This window comes from Nocardia citri, from assembly GCF_054065835.1.
Genome location: NZ_JBSUQM010000019.1, coordinates 1 through 22859 on the forward strand (window position 1 = coordinate 1; position 22859 = coordinate 22859).

Annotated in this window: 25 protein-coding genes; 10 read left to right on the forward strand and 15 right to left on the reverse strand. The window is 65.8% G+C overall.

Going from position 1 to position 22859, the window contains the following annotated elements:
• Positions 1-139: 139 nt before the first annotated feature.
• From ACW2Q0_RS22545 to ACW2Q0_RS22570, 6 genes are all read right to left on the reverse strand, one after another.
• Entirely contained in the window at positions 140-1057 is a 918-nt protein-coding gene (locus tag ACW2Q0_RS22545; protein ID WP_457192878.1) for a LysR family transcriptional regulator, read from the reverse strand.
• A gap of 151 nt (positions 1058-1208) precedes the next feature.
• Entirely contained in the window at positions 1209-1340 is a 132-nt protein-coding gene (locus tag ACW2Q0_RS22550) for a hypothetical protein (RefSeq protein WP_457192879.1), read from the reverse strand.
• A gap of 11 nt (positions 1341-1351) precedes the next feature.
• Positions 1352-2224, reverse strand: a complete 873-nt coding sequence (locus ACW2Q0_RS22555) for an ESX secretion-associated protein EspG (RefSeq protein WP_457192880.1) — start codon at positions 2222-2224, stop codon at positions 1352-1354.
• Positions 2206-3504: a PPE domain-containing protein gene (locus tag ACW2Q0_RS22560; protein ID WP_457192881.1), complete on the reverse strand. Its 1299-nt coding sequence runs from the start codon at positions 3502-3504 to the stop codon at positions 2206-2208. The genes ACW2Q0_RS22555 and ACW2Q0_RS22560 overlap by 19 nt, the downstream gene beginning before the upstream one ends.
• Positions 3497-3874: a hypothetical protein gene (locus ACW2Q0_RS22565; protein WP_457192882.1), complete on the reverse strand. Its 378-nt coding sequence runs from the start codon at positions 3872-3874 to the stop codon at positions 3497-3499. The genes ACW2Q0_RS22560 and ACW2Q0_RS22565 overlap by 8 nt, the downstream gene beginning before the upstream one ends.
• A gap of 45 nt (positions 3875-3919) precedes the next feature.
• Entirely contained in the window at positions 3920-4642 is a 723-nt protein-coding gene (locus tag ACW2Q0_RS22570) for an alpha/beta hydrolase (RefSeq protein ID WP_457192883.1), read from the reverse strand.
• A 122-nt stretch (positions 4643-4764) separates the two neighbouring features.
• On the opposite strand from ACW2Q0_RS22570, the gene ACW2Q0_RS22575 reads away from it, so the two are divergent.
• Complete coding sequence (locus tag ACW2Q0_RS22575) at positions 4765-5682, forward strand: SMP-30/gluconolactonase/LRE family protein (RefSeq protein WP_457192884.1); 918 nt, start codon at positions 4765-4767, stop codon at positions 5680-5682.
• Between the two features lie 9 nt (positions 5683-5691).
• On the opposite strand, the gene ACW2Q0_RS22580 is transcribed toward ACW2Q0_RS22575, so the two are convergent.
• Together ACW2Q0_RS22580 and ACW2Q0_RS22585 are read right to left on the reverse strand one after the other, a co-directional pair.
• On the reverse strand, positions 5692-6075 hold the full coding sequence (locus tag ACW2Q0_RS22580; protein WP_457192885.1) for an MmcQ/YjbR family DNA-binding protein: 384 nt from the start codon (positions 6073-6075) through the stop codon (positions 5692-5694).
• Positions 6076-6094: 19 nt separating this feature from the next.
• Positions 6095-6862, reverse strand: coding sequence for a hypothetical protein (locus ACW2Q0_RS22585; RefSeq protein ID WP_457192886.1), 768 nt, complete (start codon positions 6860-6862; stop codon positions 6095-6097).
• A 219-nt stretch (positions 6863-7081) separates the two neighbouring features.
• Between ACW2Q0_RS22585 and ACW2Q0_RS22590 the strand changes: the two genes are divergently transcribed.
• Together ACW2Q0_RS22590 and ACW2Q0_RS22595 are read left to right on the forward strand one after the other, a co-directional pair.
• Positions 7082-8254 (forward strand): acyl-CoA dehydrogenase family protein, encoded by a 1173-nt coding sequence (locus ACW2Q0_RS22590; protein WP_457192887.1) that lies wholly within the window; start codon positions 7082-7084, stop codon positions 8252-8254.
• Positions 8255-8263: 9 nt separating this feature from the next.
• Positions 8264-9418, forward strand: a complete 1155-nt coding sequence (locus tag ACW2Q0_RS22595; protein WP_457192888.1) for an acyl-CoA dehydrogenase family protein — start codon at positions 8264-8266, stop codon at positions 9416-9418.
• A 51-nt stretch (positions 9419-9469) separates the two neighbouring features.
• On the opposite strand, the gene ACW2Q0_RS22600 is transcribed toward ACW2Q0_RS22595, so the two are convergent.
• On the reverse strand, positions 9470-9940 hold the full coding sequence (locus tag ACW2Q0_RS22600) for a hypothetical protein (RefSeq protein ID WP_457192889.1): 471 nt from the start codon (positions 9938-9940) through the stop codon (positions 9470-9472).
• 283 nt (positions 9941-10223) lie between these two features.
• On the opposite strand from ACW2Q0_RS22600, the gene ACW2Q0_RS22605 reads away from it, so the two are divergent.
• Positions 10224-10508: a hypothetical protein gene (locus ACW2Q0_RS22605; protein ID WP_457192890.1), complete on the forward strand. Its 285-nt coding sequence runs from the start codon at positions 10224-10226 to the stop codon at positions 10506-10508.
• A 77-nt stretch (positions 10509-10585) separates the two neighbouring features.
• Positions 10586-10795 (forward strand): hypothetical protein, encoded by a 210-nt coding sequence (locus tag ACW2Q0_RS22610; protein WP_457192891.1) that lies wholly within the window; start codon positions 10586-10588, stop codon positions 10793-10795.
• Between the two features lie 11 nt (positions 10796-10806).
• Here the strand turns inward: ACW2Q0_RS22610 and ACW2Q0_RS22615 are convergent, their stop codons facing one another.
• From ACW2Q0_RS22615 to ACW2Q0_RS22630, 4 genes are all read right to left on the reverse strand, one after another.
• On the reverse strand, positions 10807-11715 hold the full coding sequence (locus ACW2Q0_RS22615; RefSeq protein WP_457192892.1) for a hydroxymethylglutaryl-CoA lyase: 909 nt from the start codon (positions 11713-11715) through the stop codon (positions 10807-10809).
• A 222-nt stretch (positions 11716-11937) separates the two neighbouring features.
• Positions 11938-13146 carry a CaiB/BaiF CoA transferase family protein gene (locus ACW2Q0_RS22620; RefSeq protein WP_457192893.1) on the reverse strand — a complete coding sequence of 403 codons (1209 nt, stop codon included), beginning with the start codon at positions 13144-13146 and terminating at the stop codon, positions 11938-11940.
• Between the two features lie 135 nt (positions 13147-13281).
• Positions 13282-14211: a TauD/TfdA dioxygenase family protein gene (locus ACW2Q0_RS22625; protein WP_457192894.1), complete on the reverse strand. Its 930-nt coding sequence runs from the start codon at positions 14209-14211 to the stop codon at positions 13282-13284.
• A 278-nt stretch (positions 14212-14489) separates the two neighbouring features.
• Complete coding sequence (locus tag ACW2Q0_RS22630; protein WP_457192895.1) at positions 14490-15260, reverse strand: deoxyribonuclease IV; 771 nt, start codon at positions 15258-15260, stop codon at positions 14490-14492.
• 129 nt (positions 15261-15389) lie between these two features.
• Here ACW2Q0_RS22630 and ACW2Q0_RS22635 point away from each other — a divergent pair, with 129 nt between their 5' ends.
• A complete protein-coding gene (locus ACW2Q0_RS22635) occupies positions 15390-16505 on the forward strand; it encodes a serine/threonine-protein kinase (protein ID WP_457192896.1) in 1116 nt (371 codons plus the stop codon).
• A gap of 174 nt (positions 16506-16679) precedes the next feature.
• Entirely contained in the window at positions 16680-18503 is a 1824-nt protein-coding gene (locus ACW2Q0_RS22640; RefSeq protein WP_457192897.1) for a protein kinase domain-containing protein, read from the forward strand.
• Positions 18504-18645: 142 nt separating this feature from the next.
• Here ACW2Q0_RS22640 and ACW2Q0_RS22645 read toward each other — a convergent pair whose 3' ends face one another.
• Together ACW2Q0_RS22645 and ACW2Q0_RS22650 are read right to left on the reverse strand one after the other, a co-directional pair.
• Complete coding sequence (locus ACW2Q0_RS22645) at positions 18646-19131, reverse strand: glutathione peroxidase (protein WP_457192898.1); 486 nt, start codon at positions 19129-19131, stop codon at positions 18646-18648.
• 148 nt (positions 19132-19279) lie between these two features.
• Entirely contained in the window at positions 19280-19504 is a 225-nt protein-coding gene (locus ACW2Q0_RS22650; protein ID WP_457192899.1) for a hypothetical protein, read from the reverse strand.
• Positions 19505-19834: 330 nt separating this feature from the next.
• Here ACW2Q0_RS22650 and ACW2Q0_RS22655 point away from each other — a divergent pair, with 330 nt between their 5' ends.
• From ACW2Q0_RS22655 to ACW2Q0_RS22665, 3 genes are all read left to right on the forward strand, one after another.
• Positions 19835-21301 (forward strand): FAD-dependent oxidoreductase, encoded by a 1467-nt coding sequence (locus ACW2Q0_RS22655; RefSeq protein ID WP_457192900.1) that lies wholly within the window; start codon positions 19835-19837, stop codon positions 21299-21301.
• An 11-nt stretch (positions 21302-21312) separates the two neighbouring features.
• Positions 21313-21891 (forward strand): TetR/AcrR family transcriptional regulator, encoded by a 579-nt coding sequence (locus ACW2Q0_RS22660; RefSeq protein ID WP_457192901.1) that lies wholly within the window; start codon positions 21313-21315, stop codon positions 21889-21891.
• A 78-nt stretch (positions 21892-21969) separates the two neighbouring features.
• Positions 21970-22788, forward strand: coding sequence for an alpha/beta fold hydrolase (locus ACW2Q0_RS22665; protein WP_457192902.1), 819 nt, complete (start codon positions 21970-21972; stop codon positions 22786-22788).
• The last annotated feature ends 71 nt before the right edge of the window (positions 22789-22859 follow it).

Sequence of the window (22859 nt, forward strand, 5' to 3'; positions counted from 1 at the left end):
CTTTCGAACGCGGCCTCACAGCCGCCCAATCAAGCGTTGCCGAAAACAGGTTTCAGTCTGGCCGCAGGACCGCGAGACCGTCCAAGACGTGGCGTCGACCAAGTGATAGGCGCGGCCGATCGAGTTCGTGCCTTCGGCTTCAGCTGCCCGTGGGGCTGAACAGGGCCGCGTCGATATCGGTGTTCTCGGTGGTCCGCAGCAATGCCCGGGTAAGGACCGAGCCTGGCCGCACGGCATGGGTGACAAGCGCGACGAGGGCAGTGACCGAGGGGTTGTCCAGTTGCAGTACTCGGACATCGGCGGATGGACGCAAGGCGCGCAGCCACGTTTGCGGGACTATGGTCGCCCACCGCCCGGTATCCACATGTGCGAGCAGTGCCACGATCGAGTCGGTCTCGAGTTGGGGTGTCACCTCGAGTTCCGCAGTGGCCAGCGCCTCGTCGATGAGCTGGCGGCCGCGCATTCCCCGATTAAGCAAACACATCGGCAGTTCCAGCGCATCCGACCAGCTGATGAAGTCCGATCGGCTGCTGACCAGCCTTCGGCCGACGAGGAGCACCTGTCGTTCCTCATAAAGCGGAGTGACAAGCAAACCGGCCGTGCTCTGACCGTTCGGATAGACGACCCCGGCATCCAGCTCGAACGCTCGAATCCGATCGAGTATGCGCGCCGACTGAAGGCTCGTTTCCAGGCTTACCCGGACAAGTGGATGATCGGCACAAAATCGATCGGTGAGCAATGTGACGGTAGTCGAGGCGGCGGGGATGACCCCCAGTCGGAGCTCACCGGTTACACCTCGTTGCAGAGCCGCGGCCTCCTGCTGGAGTGCGGCATGGTCGGCCAGGATGCGGCGGGCCCATGGCACAAGCCGTTCCCCCTCGGGAGTGAGGCCCTCGAAATTGTGTCCGCGCCGAATCAGCGGGACCTTCAGCTCGTGCTCGAGCTTGCGGATTGCCTCCGACAACGCCGGTTGTGACACGTAACAGGCCTTGGCGGCTCGTGCGAAATGGCGCTCGCGAGCGAGTGACACAAAGTACTCGAGTTGGCGGAACAGCATGACCTATTCGACCATGTTCGCTCCGCCGTTCTCGTCGACGTCGCGCAAAAGATCGGGTCACGGCGGGGACGGACGTCCTTGGGAGCAGCGCACCGACGACGCCGGTGGAAACCATCCAGTTGCACTGGATTCCGCAGACGAACACCGTGATTCAGCCTGCGACATCGTGATCGGCGTAGCCGAGGCTGCGGTCGGAGCCGATGTTCGCCAGTTTCTGGCCGTAAGCGGCGAATAGGTTGACCGCGGCGGTGATCGCGACGAGACAAGCGCGAGCGGTTGCCACGTAGGCGAATCTCACCAGTGCTCAGCGAGGGCGAGGGTGCGTGCGGCCGCGGTGACCATCGGTCGCAGCTGTGTGGTGAACTGCTGCGCGGTGACCGGCACGATATCGACATCGACGCCCGTGCGCACCGAATACCGGCCGTCGCCGATCACGTCGATCCAGCACAGCACCCCGAACGGATGCAGCTCACCGTCGGCTCGGCGCACCGACACCACGATCTGGCCGATACCGTCGCGGGCTTGTCTGAGCAGCTTGCGAATTCGGGTCGGCGTGGTGGGTCCGGCCACCGGCACGGTCACCAGATTCCGGCTGTCCTCGTTGACGCGGGCCAGCGGTGCGGTCAGTTGCGGCGTGATGCCGGGCGTATTCTCCGGCAGCACCGAAATCACCCGTGCGGAAAGATTTTTCACCCCGTCGACGAATACCCGGATATCGCCGCCGCGATCCGCGGATGCGCCAGAGCGTTGCGCCGCGACCACCGCTATATCCCCGGCGATCGCACCGAGCACACGCACCGCACGTGACTGCGCCGCTATCTCCGGCTGTACAGCTACGGGACCGGTCTGCTGGACCAGACCCGTCGCCTCGACCGTGCCGTCCGGCCCACCCTCGACGCCCGCCGACGGCTCGGCCGCACCGCGCTCCCCGAAGACCTCGATGCGCACGCTGGGGCGGGCGAGCACCCGCAGTGCTCCCTCCAGATCGGCGTCGAGAGTCTCCTCGCACCAACGGTTCAGGGCGGGGAGTTGGGCGGTGCGTTCGGCCGTATCGCGAGCCGAGAGGCGGACCGCGAGTGGGTAGGGGACGCGGTCGCCATCGGTGCGGGCCCAGGCCATGGCGAACTGGTCCGGGGTCAGCGTCCAGTTCACTCCAGTTCGGTCCATTCGCCGAGGACCGGTGGTGTCGTCGGATCCATATCGCCGATCAGTTCACCGCCGTCATCGGCTGGTTCCAGGAAGGTCAGATCGTCGTCGAAGAATTGGTAATCGTCGTCGTATTCGTCCTGGTCGCGGGCCTGTGCGCGGGCGGCGGCCGCGCTGGTGCTCATGCCGGAGCGCGGGCTGTCGCCCGCGACCATGGCACCGCCCATGAGTCCGCCGACCGCGCCCGCGCCGACGCCGTTGATCGCATCGCCACTCGCGTCGCGTTTGCGCTCATCGCGTTTGCGTTCATCGTCGGTGGTGGAGGTGCCGGGAACCGTCGGGGCGACTATCGAGGTGAATGCGGCGGTGGTCACGGCCGTGGCGCTACCCGGCCGCACCGACCGAACCGGCGTGGTCGTCGAGGTGGTGGCTGCGGCCGCGGCTGTAGCTGCGGGGGAATCCGTCATGGGCACAACGGTTTTGGTCGCGGCGGGCGCTGTGTCGGCGACGGTGCCCACCGGAGTGACGGCTGTCGGCGCCGCCGCCGGTTGAGTCGTCGCGGCGGCGGGCTCGGCCGTGGGGTGCGGCGTGGTCGGCGCCGGCGTAGTCGCCGAAACCATTGGGGTGGTGAGGGTTTGCGTACTGGTATCGAGGACGGGTGTCGTGGATATCTGGGCGGCAGCCGCGCTGTCGGAGGGCCGCGGTGCGTCGGCGGTCACCGCATCCGGGAAGGCAGGTACGCCGGATCCGGTCGTGAGGAAAGCGTTCGTATAGATGCTGTCCATCGCCTGCACCACGTCCAGGCGCGTGCCGTCGGCGGATTTCTGGGTTGCGGTGTTCTCGGTCGCCCTGGTCGGATCCAGCAGTGCGCCAGCCAGATCCGTTGTCTGGCTGGACGGTTCGACCACCGCCGCGCGCAGTGCCTCGGCGGCATCGCCGGCCTGGCCGAGTCGCTGACCGACCACGGCCATCACATCCGCGAGTTGCTGTCCATGCCGCTCGAATTCGCGTACCGCGGCCGCGGCGGAATCCGCTGCGGCCCCGCGCCAACCGTCGGCCATCGCGGCCCGAATCTCGCTGTGCGCCTGCTCGACGGCGGTGGCGAGTCCGGTCGAACTGCCCTGCCACGCCTGCCGTCCGGCCGCCAGTACAACCGGATTCATCAGCTGCACGCCGTCGTGAATTTCCTGATGCGACAGGTTGTCGAAGATTTCGACCGTCTGCGCGTAGTTGGGATCGGTGTAGTTGGGATCGGCATACCGGACGGGGGTTTTCTGCCCGGTGTGCGGCATCTTACGCATGCGCGGCTCCCGCCACCTGGACCTGACCGACCGCGGCTGCCAGATCCGTATCGGCCTGGGCGTACGCCGTTGCGGCCGCGCGAAAGGTCTGCGCGAGTGCCCGCGCGGCGTTGGCATACACACGCAATCGGGTGATCGCGCCGTCGGCCTTATCCTCGAAGCCGCGCCGCAGTGCCGCACCGGAATCGAAGCCGCCGAAGCCGGGCAATGCTGTGGCCCCGCTCAATACGGCGATCTGGGCCTCGACTTCATCGGCGAGTCGTTCATAGCGCTTGGCGCACTGTTCATGCGCGCCCTCGGCGACCAGTACCCCATCGATCCACAGCTGGCCATCGTCGATCGCTTGATTCAGCGCCGTCACGTCCGACATCTCGGCCCCCTTCCTCGTCGTGCTGCGCGCGCAGCCGTGATCAACTCACCGGTGCGCCAACCCCACGACGACACCCTGCATCCAGTCCGCGATGTCGGCAGCGACCCGCGCGTGCACCGGCTCGTGCAACAGGTCGTGCCCGGCGTCGGCGTACTCACGCAAACTTACCCAATCGTGACGACGAGTCCAGACCCTCATCGCATCGATCGGCGCCCGTCGGTCCTCGATACCGTGCACGGCGAGGATGGGCAGGTTGCCCGGCAACGGTGTGCCGGGTGCACCGGGTGCGCCGCCACCGAGCGCTCGTTTCGGCACTCCGGACAGCACCAGCCCGACCAGCTCGCTCGGCGGCAGGCTCGGCCGCAGCGGATACTTCGCCTCCAGTCCGCGCAGGTCGTCGGTCGGACTGGTCCGATCCGGCACTGCCGCGCCCAGGATGCCCAAGATGGTCACCGCCCCGAGTGAATGGCCCATCAGGATCAGCGGCGTCCCCGGCAATTCCGCGCGGGCCAGCTCGATCAGCCGCATCGCATCGGCCACCAGTTCCACCAGCGTGCCGGGATTATTCGGATCGCCCTCACTCAACCCGTGCCCCGAGGTATCCAGCGCCCACACCTCGATTCCGGCGGATTTCGGGGTGCGCGCGAACCGGTGGTAGTGGCCGCTGTGTTGCCCCATGCCGGGGAAGAGCACCGCAACTGCCGTCGGGTTGTCGACCGTCCACCGCCGATAGTGCATCCGGCCCCGCGCGCTGTCGAAGAATGGCATCCGTTGATACTGGCAAACGTGCTCAGGTCCAGTCGAGTCCCTGGCATAACTAGTTCTCGATGAATAACTGACGAGGTGGCTGGACTGCCGGGCGAGGATCAGGCTGGAGAGTCGAGGTTAGCGTGAGAAAGCTCTATCTTCCGAACGTGCGAGTGTGGGCAACGGCCGCACTCACGCTCACTTGTGCCGGTGTCGGTGCGCCGCCCGCCATAGCCGAGCCCGAACCGGGCGCGGTCGCCGCATGCGCGTCGGCCCAGGCCGCGACCGCCGTGCCCGCGGGTCTGCCGGTGCTCGACTGGTCGGAGAATGTGGGCTACGACGCGCAGGCCAACCTGTGGGTATCGCGGCTGTACCGCAATGAGGTGCAGCGCTATGACAGCGCCGGCCGGTTGACCGCGTCGGTGCCGGTGCAATTCCCGGGCGCGATCCGGCTCGGGCCCGACGGTCTGCTCTACGTCGTCTCCGGCGATTCGCCGACGAGTGTGGTGCGCCCGGGCGGTGTAGTGCGCTTCGATCCCGACGATCCCAAGCCTGCGGTATTCGCCGCTGGATTCACCTGGCCCAACGGCGCCGCCTTCGATGCGCAGGGCAATCTGTACCTGGCCTCCACCGTCGGCGTGATCCGGATTCGCCCGGATGGCAGTGTCGATGCGGACTGGACGGCGCGGGCGAAGTTCACCGGCGCCAACGGCATTGTGGTGCGCGATAATTCGATCTACCTCAGCATGAATGGCAATCCGCTCGGTCGGATCGTGCGCTTCCCGGTCGACGATCCGGGCGCGGTCGCCGTGATCGCGGACTTGATGGTCGCACCCGGAATACCGGATTTCGTAGACGATTTCGTCATCGATGACGCGGGTGTCCTCTACGTCACCACCTTGACCGGGCAGTTGGTCCGCGTCGATCCGGTCGCGCATACCGCGTGCGCGGTACTCAACGGTGAACCGATGACCTCGGTGGCCGCCGTGCCCGGCCGTTCCGATGAACTCGTCGCCGGTACCGAGACCGGCACGATATTACGGATTCGCTTGCCGCACTGAGCGAATCGGTCAGTCCCCGATGAGGTGCGGGGGTGCGGCCTGGCGCCAGGAATCCAGCAGGATGTCGTGCAGTTCGTCGATATCTTCTATGGCGCAGAGCCGAGCCCGGACCCAGGACGAGTATGCCTCGTGCGGCGGGACCCAGAACTTGTGCGGTTCGGCGGCGATGAGTTCTTCGCGATCGTGTTTGGGGCAGCGGACGGCGAATGAGGTCTGATCGTCGGGAATGGTGACGAACATCCTGCCCGCCACATCGAAGGTGGGATGGTTCCAGCGGTGCTTCTCCACGGTCTGGGGAAAGGACAACGCGATGCGGCGCACGTCGTCGGCGTCGAGCACGGTTCGGGCCTCCGGTTCGGAAATCGGACTCCTATCGTGCAACACCACGGTCACGGGCGTTCATGTGACGGCGTCAGCTGTTCTGGTGCCCGATGTCGTCCTGCGCGACGGAATCCGCGCGGTTCAGAGCGGCCGGGGCCACGGGCTGCGGGGCCGGGTCCTGAGTCGAGCCAGGCTGAGCAGGTGCGGTGGCCTCCGGTGTGGGGGCGGGCGGCAGCACCGGACGATCCGGAACGTAGAACATCCCGACCGTCGGGGTCATCACACAGTGCGCGAACGGGTAGTCGATCATTCCCCACATCGAGGCGAGGACCGTGCCAGGACCGCTGGAAACGGTCTTCGACAGGGTCGGCATGTTGTATTCGCTCCGGTCGTCGAGGGTGGTGAGGCCACTGGCGCCTGTGTTCACATTCACCCAGGCCACGACGAGTCCGGAGGACAACGGCGCACCCGAATGTGCGGGCGTCGCGCTGAACCGCAGGGTGCCGGGCAGCGGGTCCGCGGCGCCATTGGGGTTGGTGCCGTCGGTGGAGGCAGCCGCGATGATCGTGGTGACCGGGCCGACGCTGCCGCAGCCGAAGGTCGGCGCGGCGTAGGCGAACGGTGTGAAGGCGGCCGAGATATTGCGCAGTTCGGCGCTATCCACCATCTTGGTGAACTGGCTGAGCGTGCCGACACCCGCCTGTGCGGCCGGATCGGCTCCGGCCTCGGTGGTGAGCTGTTCGAGTCCGGTCTCGACGGGGGAGGGGTCGGCGACCGCCGTGCCGGTGAGGGCGAGAACCGCACCGATGCCGAGAGATGTCACTGCCGCGGCGGCGCGTGCGATGGATCTGCCGTTCACTCGTTCTCCTCGATACCGAACGCCGGGACATCCCGGCACCACCTGCAGCAACGTACCAGCTCGTCACTGACGCCGCCGAGGTACTCACAACCGAGTGCACCCACCGCTGAGGATCGACGCGCGACACATGCCCAACCTGCCCCTGTGACCCACTCGGCAGTGAGAGATTACCGGAGGGTAGGTTCGACTCGGACGTACGAGACACACCGGGAGATGTGTATGAAACTAAGTCTGACGCCCGACGAAATGAGCTTCCGCGATAAGCTGCGGAACTTCTACCGGACCGAGATTCCCGCCGACATCCGTGACCGCGTCAAGTACGGCCACGAACTATCCCGCGATGACATCGTTACCGCACACAAGATCCTCAACGACCACGGCCTGGCCGTACCGAACTGGCCGGTTGAATGGGGCGGCAAGGACTGGACGCCGATTCAGCGGCACATCTGGCAGGACGAAATGCAGCTGGCCTCGGTGCCCGAGCCGCTGACTTTCAATGCCCAGATGGTCGGTCCGGTGATCGCGCAATTCGGTTCGCAGGAGATAAAGGAGCGCTTCCTGCCGCCGACGGCCGCACTGGATATCTGGTGGTGCCAGGGCTTCTCCGAACCCGACGCCGGATCCGATCTGGCCTCGCTGCGCACCACCGCGGTGCGCGACGGGGACTCCTACATCGTCAACGGCCAGAAGATCTGGACCACGCTCGGTCAGTACGCGGACTGGATCTTCTGCCTGGTCCGCACCGATCCCAACGCACCGAAGAAGCAGGCGGGCATCTCCTTCCTGCTGTTCGACGTGAAGTCTCCCGGCGTCACCATCCGCCCGATCAAGCTCATCGACGGTGGCTACGAGGTCAACGAGGTCTTCTTCGAGAATGTGCGGGTGCCCGCCGATCAGCTGGTCGGCGAGGAGAACCAGGGCTGGACCTACGCGAAATTCCTGCTCGGCAACGAGCGCACCGGCATTACCGGTGTCGGCCGCACCAAAGTCAAGCTCGGTGTCGCCAAGGATTACGCGCGCCAGACCAAGTCGGGTTCGGGCACCCTGCTCGAGGATCCGGTCTTCGCCGCACGCGTCGCCGAACTGGAGAACGAACTGCTCGCACTGGAACTCACCCAGCTGCGAGTGGTCTCCAATTCCTCGGACGGCAGGCCGAATCCGGCCTCGTCGGTGCTCAAGCTGCGCGGTTCCGAACTGCAGCAGGCCACGACCGAGCTGCTGCTCGATATCGCCGGCCAGGACGCACTCCCGGTCGATGCCGCCGATATCGCCTCGCCCGGTTGGGCGCAGCGCAGCGGGCCCGGCTATCTGAACTACCGCAAGACCACCATCTACGGAGGCTCCAGCGAGGTGCAGCGCACCATCATCGCCTCCACGATCCTCGGATTGTGAGGCGCAGCCATGGATTTCGAACTCACCGATGAACAGGTCATGCTGCGCGACACGGTGCGCGACCTGCTGGCCCGCAACTACAATCCCGAGACCCGCCTGAAGGTCACCGACACCGAACTCGGCTGGAGTCGCGATGTCTGGAACCAGCTGGCCGAACTCGGCGTGCTCGGCCTGAGCTTCACCGAGGAGGACGGCGGCGTCGGCGCCGGTCCGGTGGAGACCATGGTCGTATTGGAGGAGATGGGACGTCGGCTCGCACCCGAACCGCTCCTGGATGCGGTGCTGGTGCCGGGTGGTCTGGTCGCGCGGGTCGGCAGTGCCGAACAGCGGCAACGGATTCTGCCCGAGGTGGCCGGTGGCACCAAGCTGCTGGCGTTCGCGCATGCCGAGCCCGGTGTGCGCTGGCCGTCCACCGAACTCGCGACCACCGCTGTGCAGCAGGGGGATTCGTGGGTGCTGACGGGTCTGAAGAATCCGGTTCCGCACGGCGACAGCGCCGATGAGCTGGTGGTCAGTGCGGTGCTACCGACCGGCGGCATCGGGCTGTTCCTGGTGGATCCCGCCGGGGTGCAGCGCAAGTCGTACCGGACGCTGGACGGTCAGCGTGGCGCACAGTTCGAATTCGACACGGTCCCCGGCGAATTGCTCGGCGACAACATCGACGCCGCCGAGGCCGTGCAGCTCACGATCGCGCACGCCCAGGCGGCGCTGTGCGCGGAGTCCATCGGTGTGATGGCGGAGGCGCTGCGGCTGACGACGGATTATCTGAAGACCCGCAAGCAGTTCGGCGTCACGCTGTCGAAGTTCCAGACGCTGACCCAGCGCGCGGCGAATATGTACGTCTCGCTGGAACTGGCGCGCAGTATGAGCCTCTACGCGAATGCTTCGCTGGCCGATAGTGCCAACGCTGAATCTCTCGGCCACTCCGCAAGATCGGTGGACGCGGTAATCGCATCGCGGGCGCGACTGCAGGTCGGTCGCTCGGCTCGCCATGTCGGCCAGGAAGCGATTCAGATGCACGGCGGTATCGGTGTCACCGCGGAATACCCGGTGGGCCACTACGTTGCCCGGCTCACCGCGATCGAGCGCACACTCGGCGGTGGGCTGGAGCATCTGCGGGTGCTCAGTGCGCAGGTCGGTGATTACGACCTGCCGGAGCTGTAAGTTCCGGTAGCTCCGAACGGCGGCATGTGCGAGGTATGCGCCGCCGTTGTGCTATTCGTCGTCGCTCTGACCTGCCGAGTTGGCTGTCGGCACGCGGCGTGTCGTCGGCGGCTCTTCGATCGTCGAGTCGACGGCAGGACGCGGTTGGGTGGTCGGCGGCAGCTCGATCTCGGTGGTGAAGGCTGGTGTCGGGGCGGCGTCCGGCGCCGAGGTCTGTGGCCCTTGGGTCGTGGATTCCGGCAAGGCCGACGGCGGAACAGTGAAATCGACCGACTTGCGTGGCGGTCCCGGGCGCGCGACCTGCCAGCTCGGCGACGGCGGGATGAACACCGTCGGCGCCACCGAGGTGCTGATGCCGTAGCGCACGGCCGGGACGGTGTCGTCATTGGCGGATTTGATCGGCGGGGGTGCGACGTAAATGTCGTGCTCGCCGAGTCCGCAGGCGCCGATGAGAACGAGCCCGACAGAGATCGCGCCTGCGGCGATTACCGGACCGGCGATCTTGGCCCTGCTGCTCTCCATCGGTAACACTCCTCGTCTGTTCGAGTGGAATCACAATAATCGAGGCCGGTCGACCAGGCCAGACGAGCACACCCTGGGCACGCGCGCGAATAAAACAGTGATGATTCAGATATCGAATTGATCTCTTCGGCGTGTCGCGGGCACGTGTCGTAGTCGATCTCCGTCCCGGGGCCGTAGCGTGTGTGATCAAAGTTACGCGTGAGACGCCAGTACCTAGAGGAGAGACGCGCGGTGCAAATCGGGCGTCGGCAACACTCTGATCGGCGTCATCGAGGAGTTGATGATGGGAGCTTACTCGACGACTCCGTTGCGAGCCTCCGCCACGGCCGACGAATCGGCGGCCCCGGAAACTTCGCAGCAAGTCGTGTCGAACCCGCCGGTGCGGACCCTGTCCACGATGCTGTCGCGGATAACGGCGTGGCTGATTTTCATCGGTGGCATCGTCGGTGCCGTACTCGGCATCGCCGGACTGCACGTCGAAATCACTGTCGCCGGACTGATTCTGGCGTGCACTGCCGGCCTGGTACTGCTGAAGTTACGGGCCGACGGGGCGAGTCGAACCAGCTGAACCGGACGTCGCCGCCGTATGCGGTGACGCGGAAAATCGCGAGCGCGCAGGGCTTTCGGGCTCTAGCGTAATTCGGTATGAGGATCGAGATCACCGCCGATGCCGCCCGGTTCCGCTCGCTGACCGAGCCGTTTCTGCTCCGTGATCCGTTGCGGCACACGGTGCTCACCACCGGTATCGCCAACCACCTGACCGGCATGCAGGTCGATGCCGACCACTCGCGATTCCTGTCGGTCCACGACGACGACGGCACGGTCATCGGTATCGCCATGCGCGCCGCCGCGTGAATTATCTGAAATCACCGACCGGCGGTGACCCATTCGAAGGCGGAGGCTTTGGAGCGGGCGCCTTCGGCGGTGCGGGAGCGGTTGGGTTCCTCCAGTTCGGTCAGCAGGGATTCGGTGAGGGTTACCAGGGTGGCCAGAACCGTCGGGGTGAACCAGGTGGGGCGGGTGGCGAACAGGATGTCCTCGGTGGAGGTGTTGCCGCTGGCGCCGGGGGCGAAGGGGCAGCCGCCGAGGCCACCGAGGGAACCGTCGACCATGGTGGCTCCGGCCTGTAGGGCGGCGAGAGTATTGGCGACGCCCATACCCCAGGTGTCGTGACCGTGGAAGACGATGCGGCGGTGCGGGGTTCGGTCGCGCACAGCCGAGATCAGCTCCGATACCTGGGTCGGGTGGGCTTGGCCGAGGGTATCGGCGACGACGATGTCCGAAGCGCCCCCGGTGCGGGGATCGTTGGCAATGGCCAGCACACGCTCCGGATCGACAGGGCCGTCGAAGGGGCAGGTGAAGCTGGTGGCGAGGCAAAGTTGGATTTCGCCGCCGGCTTCCCGGGCCAACCGAACGGCATCCGGCATGGCGGCGACGCTGTCTTCGGTGCTGCGGCCGATATTGGCCTTATTGTGCGCGTCCGATGCGGACAAGCAGTACTGGAAGTTGCGCACGCCGGCGGCAGCGGCCTTCTCCACCTGACGCGGCGTCGCCACCCACACCCAACAGCGTTGCAGCTCTTCGGGACTCAGCGCGGCAATGAGCTCCATCGTGTTGGCCATCGGCGGCACCAGATCGGGACGGGCCATCGAACCGATCTCCAGCGCGGGCACGCCAACGGCGAGCAGTTCGCGCACGATATCCAGCTTGCGCTCGACCGGCAGCACCTTTCCGGTCAACTGCAGGCCGTCGCGCAGTGTCACATCGCGCAGCATCACTGCTCCTCCCGCGCATCCTCGACCGGTGGCGCCTGACGCACGTGCGGCGGGACACACATCACCCCACCGCAAGGCTTTTCGTTGCTGGCCGGGGTGGGATGCACCGTCGGACGCGCGTGCCCAGGACCACGCAATTCGTGTGCACCGCGCCCCGGCGGTCGACGCCTGCCGTATACCCGTCGCGTCATACCGCCTCCACTCCATCGATACCGGCGCGCATCACGCCTCCAATCCGGCGATATCGGCATCGCTCATGCCGAGCAGTTCCGACAGCACCTCGCGTGTGTGCTCACCCAGGTCTGGTCCGACATTGCGGATCGGCAGGGACTTTTCGCCGATCACCGGCACGATGCCGGGAAAGCCGACCGTCTTCGGTTGCGGCGCGCCGACGTCCACGGGGAACAGCTGAATCATATTGCGCGCCTGGTATTGCGCATCGGCGGCGATATCGGCGGCGGTGTAGATGGGGCCACAGGGAATAGCCGCCGCCTCCAAGAGTTCGAGCGCCTCGTCGCGGGTGTGCCGAACGGTCCATTCGGCAATGGACGCGTCGAGCCGTTCGCGATTGCGCCAGCGCCCGGCATTGTCCTGCAGTTCCGGATCGGCAGCCAGGTCGGGACGGCCGATCACCTTCATATAGCGCTGGAAGATGGCATCACCGTTGCCGCCGATAATGATGCTGACACCGTCGCTGGTCGGGTAGGCATTGCTGGGCGCGATGCCCTCCATGCGCCCGCCGACCCGCTCGCGATTGATGCCATAGGCGAGATAGTCGGGCAACAGCGATTCCATCACCGACAGAATCGCCTCGTTCAGCGCCACATCGATGACGCGTTCCCGCAGCGGAATGGATGCGTTCGTGCGTTCCCGCTGGAACAACGCCATCACCGTGCCGAACGCCGCGTAGATACCGGCGATCGAATCGCCGATCGACACACCGACTCGTACCGGTGGCCGGTCCGGATCCCCGACGAGTTCGCGCAGCCCGCCGACCGCCTCGGCGACCGCAGCGAAACCGGGCCGCGCGGCCAGCGGCCCGGTCTGTCCGTAAGCGGAGATCCGGGTGATCACCAGATCCGGATTGACCTCGTTCAGCACCTGCGGACCCAGGCCCCACTTCTCCAGCATGCCCGGCCGGAAGTTCTCCAGCAGCACGTCGCAATGCCGGAGCAGATCCAGGGCAATGCCCCGGCCCGCCTCGGTGCGCAGATCCAGCGTGATGGACTTCTTGTTCCGGTTGATAGTGCGGTACAGCATCGAGGTATCGCCGCCGTAAAGCCGCCAGTTGCGTAGCTCGTCCCCAGCCTTCGGCCGCTCCACTTTGATCACCTCGGCACCGAAATCGCCGAGGATGCGACCAGCGGTCGGCGCGGCGATGTAATTGCCGAGTTCCAGGACGCGAACCCCGTCCAGCGGGCTGATACTCATGGCATCAGTCTGTACTATGGCGCCGCCCGGCAGCGGCCCGACCTCCTACCAGCACGAAGTCCGGTAATGCAACCGCACGGCCCCTCAACTGCCGCAGCACAATCGCCAGCCGCCGCGGCTGCCGTGCGGTCGCCGTCACGATTCGAGTGCGGAAACCTCCTCGATGATCGAATAGTGCTCGGCATTGCCGTGATGCGAGGTGCTCTCGACGCCGTCGACACCGACCGGGATATCGCCCGCGAGGGTGATCCGGGTCAGCTTGCGCGGCTGGTCGTCGTAGTCGTCGACGGCGTAGTGCTGGGTGGCGCGGTTATCCCATATGGCGACGTCACCGGGCTGCCAGTTCCAGCGGGTGGTGTTCTCCAGCCGGGTCACCCGATCCTGGAACAGGCGGAACAGGGCCTGGGATTCGCTGGTGGAAACCCCGACGAAGCGTTTGACGAAGTGCCCGACCAGCAGCGCGCGCTCACCGGTCTCCGGGTGCACCCGCACCACCGGATGTTCGGTCTCGTAGTAGTCGGATTGGAATTCGGCGCGGTAGGCGTCGGTTTTCGGGTTGCTCCGGTCGACGTCGGTGGCGGCGTAGTCGTGCAGATTGGTGTGCACGGCCCGCAGGCTCTCAGCCAGGCGCTCGAGCGGCTCCGGCAGCGACTCGTAGGCGGCGACCGTGGAGGCCCAGGTGGTCGAGCCACCGTAGGGCGGTAGCGTGACCGCGCGCAGGATGGAGGCCTTCGGTATGCGGTCGACGAAGGTGACGTCGGTGTGCCAGCTATTGGCCCGGCCGTACTCCGAGTCGATGGCCAGGCTCTTGACACCGTGCGAGGTGACCGTCGGATGCGGGGTGGTGGGGGTGCCGAGCAGCTGTGCGAACTCGTACTGGCCGTCCTCGGTCAAATGGTCCTGGCCGCGGAAGAAGATGACCTTGTGCTCGAGCAGCGCGCGCCGGATCACCGCGACGGTTGCCGCGTCCACATCGCCGCCGAGCCGGACATTATCGATCTTGGCGCCGATGCGGGCGCCGATTTTGGTCACGGTGACGATTGTCTGGGCGTAGTCGACCGTCATGGGATCACCTTCGCTGGTTGAGATCGGTTTGCTGCGCCGTCGAGCACATCACCGAAACAACCACCCCGACCAGGGTTTTCGTCGTCATGATCGCAACGCTCGGTCCCACCAGCGGGGATCGAAGCGCGCCTTTCCAGGCCCGGCTCCGGGCGCTGGTCTTCCGCCGCGGCGTTTATTCCGCTCGATCCGCCGCAATCTATTCGGGGGACAGCAAGAGTCGCTGCCGAACTGTTCGGATGCCGGCGAATACGACGAAGCGGAGCGGATGAGCCCGGGGATCAGCCGACGTGCTCGCGCAGATACGCCAGATCCTCGGCGACACCCTCGGCGGGCGTCTCCAGAACCACCGGAGCGTCCGCCGTCCGGCACACCTGCGCGAGCAACTCCGGATCGATCGTCCCGTCGGCGAAGTTGGCATGGCGGTCCGCGCCCGAATTGAACTCGTCGCGGGAGGAGTTCAGGTGCACCAGGTCGATACGGCCGGTAATGGCTTTGATCCGCTCGACGACGCCGACCAGATCCTCACCGCCCGCCCAGGCGTGGCAGGTGTCCAGGCAGAAGCCCGCGCCGAAATCGCCGACCGCATCCCACAGCCGGGCGATCGAATCGAAATGCCGGGCCATGGCGTGATTACCGCCCGCGGTGTTCTCGATCAGGATCGGCACCGCGAAGCCGCCCTTGTCCTGCTGACGCTCGAACAGTTTGCGCCAGTTATCGATTCCGGTCTCCAGTTCGCTGTCGGAGCGGACATGCCCGCCGTGCACGACCAGACCGAACGCACCGATATCGGCGGCGGCCCGCGCCTGCTGCGCGACCGCATTGCGCGACGGCATGCGCAGGCGATTATTCAGACTGGCCACATTGATCTGATAGGACGAGTGCACCACCACATCGATCGGACTGGCGAGGATCTCCTCGGTCCGCGGATGCGGGGTCGGTTTATCCCAACTCTGCGGGTCGACGACGAACAGCTGGATGACATCGGCGCCGAGTTTCTCACCGAAGCCGATCGGATCACTGTCGAGCCGGACGTGTGCTCCAATGCGCATGGGGCCGAGCCTAACGAGTGCCACCGACATCGTCTGCGGCACCGCAACGAACGTGTTGCGTCCGGGCCGTGCGAACAGATACATCGGTAGGATCCAGGTGCTCGGCCCGATGCGGGGGGTGAATCCACTGTGCTGCGAACTGGCGATGTTTTCGCTGGATATACGATCAAACGCGTGCTCGGCCAGGGCGGTATGGGCACCGTGTACCTGGCCCAGCATCCCCGCCTGCCGCGCCTGACCGCGCTGAAATTGCTGAAGCGCGAACTGTATACCGACGCCGAGATCCGGCGTCGCTTCGAACAGGAGGCCGATCTGGTCGCCCAGCTCGACCATCCGAATATCGTCACCGTCTACGACCGCGGCGCCGAGGATCAGCAGCTGTGGATCTCGATGCAATTCGTGCCGGGCGCTGATGCGTCGTGCGCGGATGTCAATGTGCTCGCGCCGGACCGCGCGGTGCAGATCATCGCCGATACCGCGGCCGCGTTGGATTTCGCACACGGTAACGGCGTGCTGCATCGCGATGTGAAACCGGCCAATATCCTTGTGGCCAAGGCGCCGATCGGACAGCCGGAACGAGTGCTGCTCACCGATTTCGGCATCGCGGGCATGCGCGATGGCGAATCCATACCGAATTCGGCCGGAACCATCACCGCCACGCTGGCCTTCGCCGCACCGGAACAACTGACCGGGACGCCCGACTGCCCGGCCGACCAATACTCGCTGGCCTGTTCGCTGTTCTGGATGCTGACCGGTGCCGCGCCTTTCCGCGGGGCCGATCCGATGGCAATCATCAACGGTCATTTGTACGGCGCGATACCGTCGCTACGCCAGTACCGGCGGGATGTGCCGCCGGATTTGGATGCGGTGTTGGCGCGCGCGATGGCCAAGCGGCCCGCGGACCGCTTCGGCGGTTGCGTCGAATTCGCGCTGGCCGCACGTCGAGCACTGTCGGCCGTGCCGCATCCGCACTACGGTCAGCCGGGACCGAACCACCCGCCGCTGGAATCGCCACACACCGTGATCGGGCCCCGAAACCCAGTGCCCAGCAATGCTTCCGAGCCGGTCGGCAATAGCACAACCGCACGTCCGCCCCAGCCGACCTCCGCGCCGCCGAAGACATCTCAGCCGCGTCTGCCCCTGCCGCCACGCCGCGCACCGCGACCCGGCACTATCGCCCTGCCGGATATCCCACGTCGCCCCGGCGCCACGCTGCCCGGGCCCGCGCCGCGCCCGCCGCCGTAGCCGGAATCAATCGAATGTCGCACGCGATACCGATAAGTCGACGATAACCAAGGCTTAAGCGAATCCTGCTAAGGTTTCGATGTTTTCCGTGGTCAGGAGGTCCTGATCGCGCATTCTTTTGCTGTACGTGTGCGCATCGGTGGGTCCCGGTGCGCGGCGGGAAGTGGAGCAGACATGCTGGCCAGTGGTGACGTATTCGCCGGCTATGTCATCGATCGGCAACTCGGTCGCGGTGGCATGGGTTCGGTGTACCTGGCGAAACATCCGCGACTGCCACGGATGACGGCGCTGAAGCTGCTGAATCGGGAGATGTTCTTCGACAAGGAGGTGCGGGCGCGATTCGAGCGGGAGGCGGATCTGGTCGCACAGCTCGATCACCCGAATATCGTCACCGTGTACGACCGCGGCCTCGAGGATGAGCAGCTGTGGATCTCGATGCAGTACATCGATGGCATCGATGCCGCGTCGGTCGATCCCAAGTCGCTGCCGCCGGAGCGGGCGGTCCAGATCATCAAGGAGACCGCCGACGCGCTCGACTACGCGCACGGTATGGGGGTCCTGCACCGCGATGTGAAGCCCGCGAATATTCTGCTGGCTCGCTCCGGCGGCGGGCGCGGTGAGCGGGTCTACCTGACCGACTTCGGCATCGCACGGCTGCGCGACGACACCGGCCACCTCACCCAGACCGGCACCTTCACCGCCACCCTGGCCTACGCCTCGCCCGAACAGCTCACCGGCGCTTCACTCGATCACCGATCGGACCAGTATTCGCTGGCATGCTCGCTGTTCTGGTTGTTCACCGGGTCCGGTCCGTTCGCCGCGACCAATCCGGCCGCGGTGATCCAAGGTCATCTGCAGGGCACGCCCCCGGCATTGAGCAGTGTCCGGCCCGGCCTGCCATACCAGCTGGACGCGGTCTTGGCGAAGGCCATGTCCAAGCGCCCCGATGACCGGTTCGCATCGTGCTCGGAGTTCGCGCAGGCGGCCAAGCAGGCCTTCACCAATCCGAGCGCCCCGGCGATGCCGGTGGTCGGCGGCCCGCGCCAGGGCACCGGACCGGCGATTCCGGTGACGGGTGCGCCACGGCCGGTCACCGGGCAGCCGATACCCGTTACCGGTACGCCGATGACGAACGGACCGTACCCGCAGACCAGCGGCCCGTATCCGCAGATGAGCATCCCGCACACCATGCAGCCGTCCGCGCCGACGACCGTCAATCCCGCCGCGCAGGGCACGCCACGTCCGCAGCCGGTGCAGACCGCGCCCACCCGACAGCAACCGCATCCGAGCAATCCCTACAACCAGCAGCCGCTCGGATTCGCGACCCCGCCCCGGCCACCGATGAACGGACCGAGACCGCCGAGGCCGCCGCAGCGCAAATCGAATGTCGGGCTGATCGTCGCGCTGTGTGTCGGTCTGGTCATCCTGTTGGTGATCGTGCTCGCGATCATCGGTGCGGTATCGAACGGCCGTTCGTCGAGCTCCGGCGGCAGCAGTACGACGACCTCGTCGAGTTCGTCCAATGGTGGCAGCGGCACGGTGGGCGCGACCGCGGCCGCGATCAGCAAGGAATTCCCGCGCATGGTGCCAGCCAGCGAATCCGATTCAGTCGGCTACAACGGCGCGAAATGCAATGCCCACAAGACCGGCGATCTGACGCTGCCCACCCCGGGCACACCGGATTTCGGTGCCTGGGCCGCGCAGTGGGATTGCTACGGCGGCGGTGACAACGACGACCCGTTCTACACGATCTACGTCTACAACAACGCCTCCGATGTGCAGAAGGCGCTGAGCAACCTGCCCTCGGACGCCACCAAGTCGACCGACACCAACGGTGGAAAGTCCTACACCAACTATAAATTCGTCAACGACGGGCCGAAGATCGTGACGGCCTTCACCGGTGACAGCAAGCGCGCCCAATTCCTCATGTACGCCGACGGTTTGGCAGGCGCGCAGGACAAGGTCCTGCGCTGGTGGCGTTCCGCCCCGCTGAACTGATCTCCGGGACCGGTGGTAACCGGCGGCTCGAGGTGCTCAACGCAAGGGCAAGATCAAGCAGGCGATCGTCAGGCACTGCCGCGTTTCGCCATGGCGTGAGCATACGGGCCGGAGCTCGGACGTGGAGCTCCGGCCGCTATTGCTACAGTACGGATTCGACGGCCGAGACGACCGCGGCGTCGTCGGGCGTGGTGCGCGGCCGGAACCGGCCGACCACCGCACCTTCGCGATCGATCAGGAATTTCTCGAAGTTCCACTGGATATCACCGGCCGCGCCCTCGGCATCCGCGGTCTCGACCAGTGCCTGGTAGAGCGGATGCCGGTCGTCGCCGTTGACATCGGTCTTCTCCAGCAGCGGAAAGTCGACGCCATAGGTGGTCGAGCAGAATTCCGCGATTTCCTCGGCCGTACCCGGCTCCTGGCCCATGAACTGGTTACACGGCACCCCGACCACGCTGAAACCGCGGTCGCCGTAGGTCTTTTGCAGTTCGACGAGTCCGGTGTACTGCGGTGTCAGTCCACACTTGGAGGCCACGTTGACCAGCAGTACCGCCTTATCTCCGACCAATTCGCCCAGTGTTGCCGGGTCGCCGGAGAGGGTATGTAGTGGAATGTTGCGGATATTCATTCGTATCGCACCTGCCAGTTCTTGATTCTGTTGATCCACCCCGATCGCCACCGTACCGGATCGGTGCCGTAGCTGATCTTGGGCAGCACGTCGACGATCGCATCGAGCATCAGGTCGATCTTCGGCCCGACGCAGTAAGGCGCACGTATCAGCGCAACCCGAGTCGGCGCATGAGCCGTAGCGTCATCAGCGTCGACTCGATCTGCTTCTCGTAGGGCAGACCCGCACGGGCGGCCATTGCCTGGCGCTTCCGCACCCCGATATGCACGGTATCGGTGTACTCGAGCAGGCCCTGATCGCCGTGCCGGGTGCCGACGCCGGATTGTTCGACGCCGCCGGACGGGGTGCCCTTGGCGGCGTACGTGGTATTCATCGGACCTTCTCCGTGCTGACGGCAGGTGCTCTCGAATCAGAACACGCTATCGGCGATGCCGCGCACATGGCGTGCCAGCGCGGCGAAGTCCGCCGGTTCGGTGCCGGTGGCGGATACGACCGTGGCCACCTGCTGTCCCCGACGCTCATGTGCGACCCCGATCAGTTACTTTCTGGAACAAGTTCTTGCGCAAGATCAAGTGTCGAGACTATATTCCATACACCTGTCCAGAAGGTGTCGGAGCATCTATGAGTGCCGCATCGCCCAGCGCATCGTCGAGCGAGTGATGATCGGGCGATGCGTTGACGAGCCACGGGAGGAATGCGAAACATGTTTGATGCCACAAAGATTCGGCCGCTGCGTGCCGACGCGATCGCCGCATGGGATTTCGAGGCGGATGTCGTTGTCGCCGGATACGGCATCGCCGGTGTCTGCGCCGCCATCGAGGCGGCACGCGCCGGCGCCGACGTGCTGACCCTGGAACGCACCGGCAGTTGGGGCGGTGCCGCGGCCATGGCGGGCGGATTCATCTATCTGGGTGGTGGCACCCCCTTGCAGCAGGCGCTCGGCTTCGAGGACACGCCGGAGAATATGGACACCTTCCTGCAAGCCGCGCTGGGGCCGGGACAGGACCGGGCCAAGATCACCGACTACTGCCAGAACAGCGTCGAACACTACAACTGGCTGGTTTCCTGCGGTGTGCCGTTCAAGGAGGAGTTCTGGGGTGAGCCCGGCTGGGAACCGCCGCACGACGAAGGGCTGATGTACTCCGGCGGGGAGAATGCCGCACCGTTCAATGCGATCGCGAAACCCGCTCCGCGCGGCCATGTTCCGCAACTGGCGGATAAGAAGATCGGTGCCAGGAGCGGCGGTTACATGCTGATGAAGCCGCTCGCCGATACCGCCGAAAGTCTGGGTGTCCGTGTCGAATACGACATCAGGCTCCGGCGGCTGGTGGTCGATGAGACCGATCGGGTGGTCGGCGCTATAGCAACGCGCTTCGGCAAGGAGGTCGCGATCCGCGCCGAGCGTGCGGTCGTGCTCGCCACCGGCAGTTTCGCCTACCACCAGCAGATGATCGAGGGCTATGCGCCGCGGCTGATCGGGCGTCCCGCCGCCGCCATCGAGGAGCACGACGGCATCGGCATCAAGGTCGCGCAGGCGCTCGGTGCGGAACTGGCGCATATGGATGCCACCGAGGTGGCGTTCTTCGGTGACCCGCAACTGTTGGCGCGCGGCGTTCTGGTCAACGGGCGCGGTCAGCGCTATATCCCGGAGGACACCTATCCGGGGCGGATCGGGCAGGCGACGCTGATCCAGCAGGAGAATCAGGCATTCCTGGTCATTGATGAGGAGTCGCTCGAGGCGGCGCTGGCCACGGTGACATCCACGCCCTTCTTCCGGCAGCCGCCGACCTGGGCGGCCGAGACAGTCGCGGAACTGGAGTCCGACATGGGGCTGCCGGAGCGTGCGTTGCAGGGCACCATCGACTGCTACAACCTGCACGCCGCCGATGGCGAGGATCCATTGCTCGGCAAGAATCCCGAGTGGGTCAAGCCGATCGGCACCCCGCTCGCGGCCTTCGATATGCGTGGATTCACCGCCGGATTCACCCTCGGCGGGTTGCGCACCGATCTGGACTCGCGAGTGCTGCACGTTTCGGGCGAACCGATTCCCGGCCTGTTCGCCGCTGGTCGCTGTACCTCCGGACTCTGTGCCGGTGGCTATGTCAGCGGTGCGTCCCTCGGTGACGGCAGCTTCTATGGCCGACGCGCCGGTCGCGCCGCCGCGAAGTAGGATCCAGACACATGTCCGAAGGCGAGTCCATCATCCTCGAGGCGACCCGGCGACGCCTCACCGAGAAGCAGGCCGATACGGTCGACAAGTTGACCAGGGCGGCAGTGGAAGTGCTTGCGCGCGAAGGCTTCGCGGGGATGACCATCCGCATGGTCGCCGCGGCGGCCGGTGTCGGCACCGCCACGGCCTATACCTACTTCTCGTCCAAGGAACACCTCGTCGCCGAGATCTTCTGGCGTCGCCTGTGCGCCAGTTCGGCTCCGGTCAGCGATGACCCGGATCCCACCGTCCGGGTCATCGCCGAACTCCGCAATATCGCCATGCTGGTCGCCGACGAACAGGAACTCTCCGGTGCGGTGACCAGCGCCCTGCTCGGCCGCGATCCCGATGTGACCCACCTGCGTGCACGGATCGGGATGGAGATCAGCAAGCGACTGGTACACGCCCTCGGCCCCGACGCCGACCAGGACGTCGTCGAGTCCCTGGAACTCGTCTACGCGGGCGCGCTGGTTCGCGCGGGTATGGGCTATGCCGCCTATTCCGAAATCGCCGACCGCATCGAGAAATCGGCGCTGCTCATCCTGAAGTAGGTCTTTTACCAACGAGGTAATCGACTCCATTATCAGGGCCCGCAATGATGGTGGGGCACATGATGATTGGAGAATCCGATGCCCTACTTCGAATCGCACGACGGCACCACGCTGCACTACCAGGACTGGGGTTCCGGGCAGGCGGTGCTGTTCCTGGCCGGTGGCTGGCTGAGCAGCAGTTCGTGGGAGCTGCAGATGCTGCCGCTGTGCAAGCAGGGGTTGCGGTGCCTGTCCTACGACCGGCGTGGGCACGGCAAGTCGGACTGGGTCGGGCACGGGTACGACTACGACACGCTGGCCGCGGATCTGGCCGCATTCCTGGAGCACCTCGAGCTGCGCGGGGTCACCGTGGTCGCGCATTCGATGGCGGGCGGTGAGATCGTCCGGTACCTGAGCCGGTACGGCAGCGATCGGATCAGCCGGGTCGCGCTGGTCTCGGTGACCATGCCGTACCTCGCGCAGGCCGAGGACAATCCGAACGGCGTGCCCAAGGCCGTCTTCGATGCGGTGGGCGCGGTCCGCGCTGCCGACCGGCCGCTCTGGATGGAGCAGAACGCCCAGGCCTTCTTCGCGACGCATCTGGGCAACCAGGTGTCCTCGGCGCGGATCGCGTGGATGGTCCAGAAGTGCATGGACTGTTCACTTCTGGCAGCGGATGAGATCATGAACACGATCTACCACGCCGACTTCCGTGACGAGTTGCGCGCACTCACCGTGCCCACGCTGGTCATCCACGGCGACGCCGACGCCTCGGCCCCCATCGACCTCTGCGGGAGAATGATCAAGGACCTGATTCCGGTCAATACCTACCAGGAATACCCGGCCACCGGACACGGCGTCATGATCTCGCACGCCGCGCAGCTCAATGCCGACATCCTCGATTTCATCAAGGCGTGAGGCCGCTACCGTGAGCCCATCGGATTCGCGCTTCCGATTACCGGGCGCCCGAGGACATCGATGGCAACGGG

Bases quoted from the DNA above. Each gene is read 5' to 3' on its own strand.
- ACW2Q0_RS22545 (WP_457192878.1), bottom strand. From the start codon at position 1,057: ATGCTGTTCCGCCAACTCGAGTACTTTGTGTCACTCGCTCGCGAGCGC.
- ACW2Q0_RS22555 (WP_457192880.1), bottom strand. From the start codon at position 2,224: ATGGACCGAACTGGAGTGAACTGGACGCTGACCCCGGACCAGTTCGCC.
- ACW2Q0_RS22560 (WP_457192881.1), bottom strand. From the start codon at position 3,504: ATGCGTAAGATGCCGCACACCGGGCAGAAAACCCCCGTCCGGTATGCC.
- ACW2Q0_RS22565 (WP_457192882.1), bottom strand. From the start codon at position 3,874: ATGTCGGACGTGACGGCGCTGAATCAAGCGATCGACGATGGCCAGCTG.
- ACW2Q0_RS22570 (WP_457192883.1), bottom strand. From the start codon at position 4,642: ATGCCATTCTTCGACAGCGCGCGGGGCCGGATGCACTATCGGCGGTGG.
- ACW2Q0_RS22590 (WP_457192887.1), top strand. From the start codon at position 7,082: ATGAAACTAAGTCTGACGCCCGACGAAATGAGCTTCCGCGATAAGCTG.
- ACW2Q0_RS22595 (WP_457192888.1), top strand. From the start codon at position 8,264: ATGGATTTCGAACTCACCGATGAACAGGTCATGCTGCGCGACACGGTG.
- ACW2Q0_RS22600 (WP_457192889.1), bottom strand. From the start codon at position 9,940: ATGGAGAGCAGCAGGGCCAAGATCGCCGGTCCGGTAATCGCCGCAGGC.
- ACW2Q0_RS22605 (WP_457192890.1), top strand. From the start codon at position 10,224: ATGGGAGCTTACTCGACGACTCCGTTGCGAGCCTCCGCCACGGCCGAC.
- ACW2Q0_RS22610 (WP_457192891.1), top strand. From the start codon at position 10,586: ATGAGGATCGAGATCACCGCCGATGCCGCCCGGTTCCGCTCGCTGACC.
- ACW2Q0_RS22615 (WP_457192892.1), bottom strand. From the start codon at position 11,715: ATGCTGCGCGATGTGACACTGCGCGACGGCCTGCAGTTGACCGGAAAG.
- ACW2Q0_RS22620 (WP_457192893.1), bottom strand. From the start codon at position 13,146: ATGAGTATCAGCCCGCTGGACGGGGTTCGCGTCCTGGAACTCGGCAAT.
- ACW2Q0_RS22625 (WP_457192894.1), bottom strand. From the start codon at position 14,211: ATGACGGTCGACTACGCCCAGACAATCGTCACCGTGACCAAAATCGGC.
- ACW2Q0_RS22630 (WP_457192895.1), bottom strand. From the start codon at position 15,260: ATGCGCATTGGAGCACACGTCCGGCTCGACAGTGATCCGATCGGCTTC.
- ACW2Q0_RS22640 (WP_457192897.1), top strand. From the start codon at position 16,680: ATGCTGGCCAGTGGTGACGTATTCGCCGGCTATGTCATCGATCGGCAA.
- ACW2Q0_RS22645 (WP_457192898.1), bottom strand. From the start codon at position 19,131: ATGAATATCCGCAACATTCCACTACATACCCTCTCCGGCGACCCGGCA.
- ACW2Q0_RS22650 (WP_457192899.1), bottom strand. From the start codon at position 19,504: ATGAATACCACGTACGCCGCCAAGGGCACCCCGTCCGGCGGCGTCGAA.
- ACW2Q0_RS22655 (WP_457192900.1), top strand. From the start codon at position 19,835: ATGTTTGATGCCACAAAGATTCGGCCGCTGCGTGCCGACGCGATCGCC.
- ACW2Q0_RS22660 (WP_457192901.1), top strand. From the start codon at position 21,313: ATGTCCGAAGGCGAGTCCATCATCCTCGAGGCGACCCGGCGACGCCTC.
- ACW2Q0_RS22665 (WP_457192902.1), top strand. From the start codon at position 21,970: ATGCCCTACTTCGAATCGCACGACGGCACCACGCTGCACTACCAGGAC.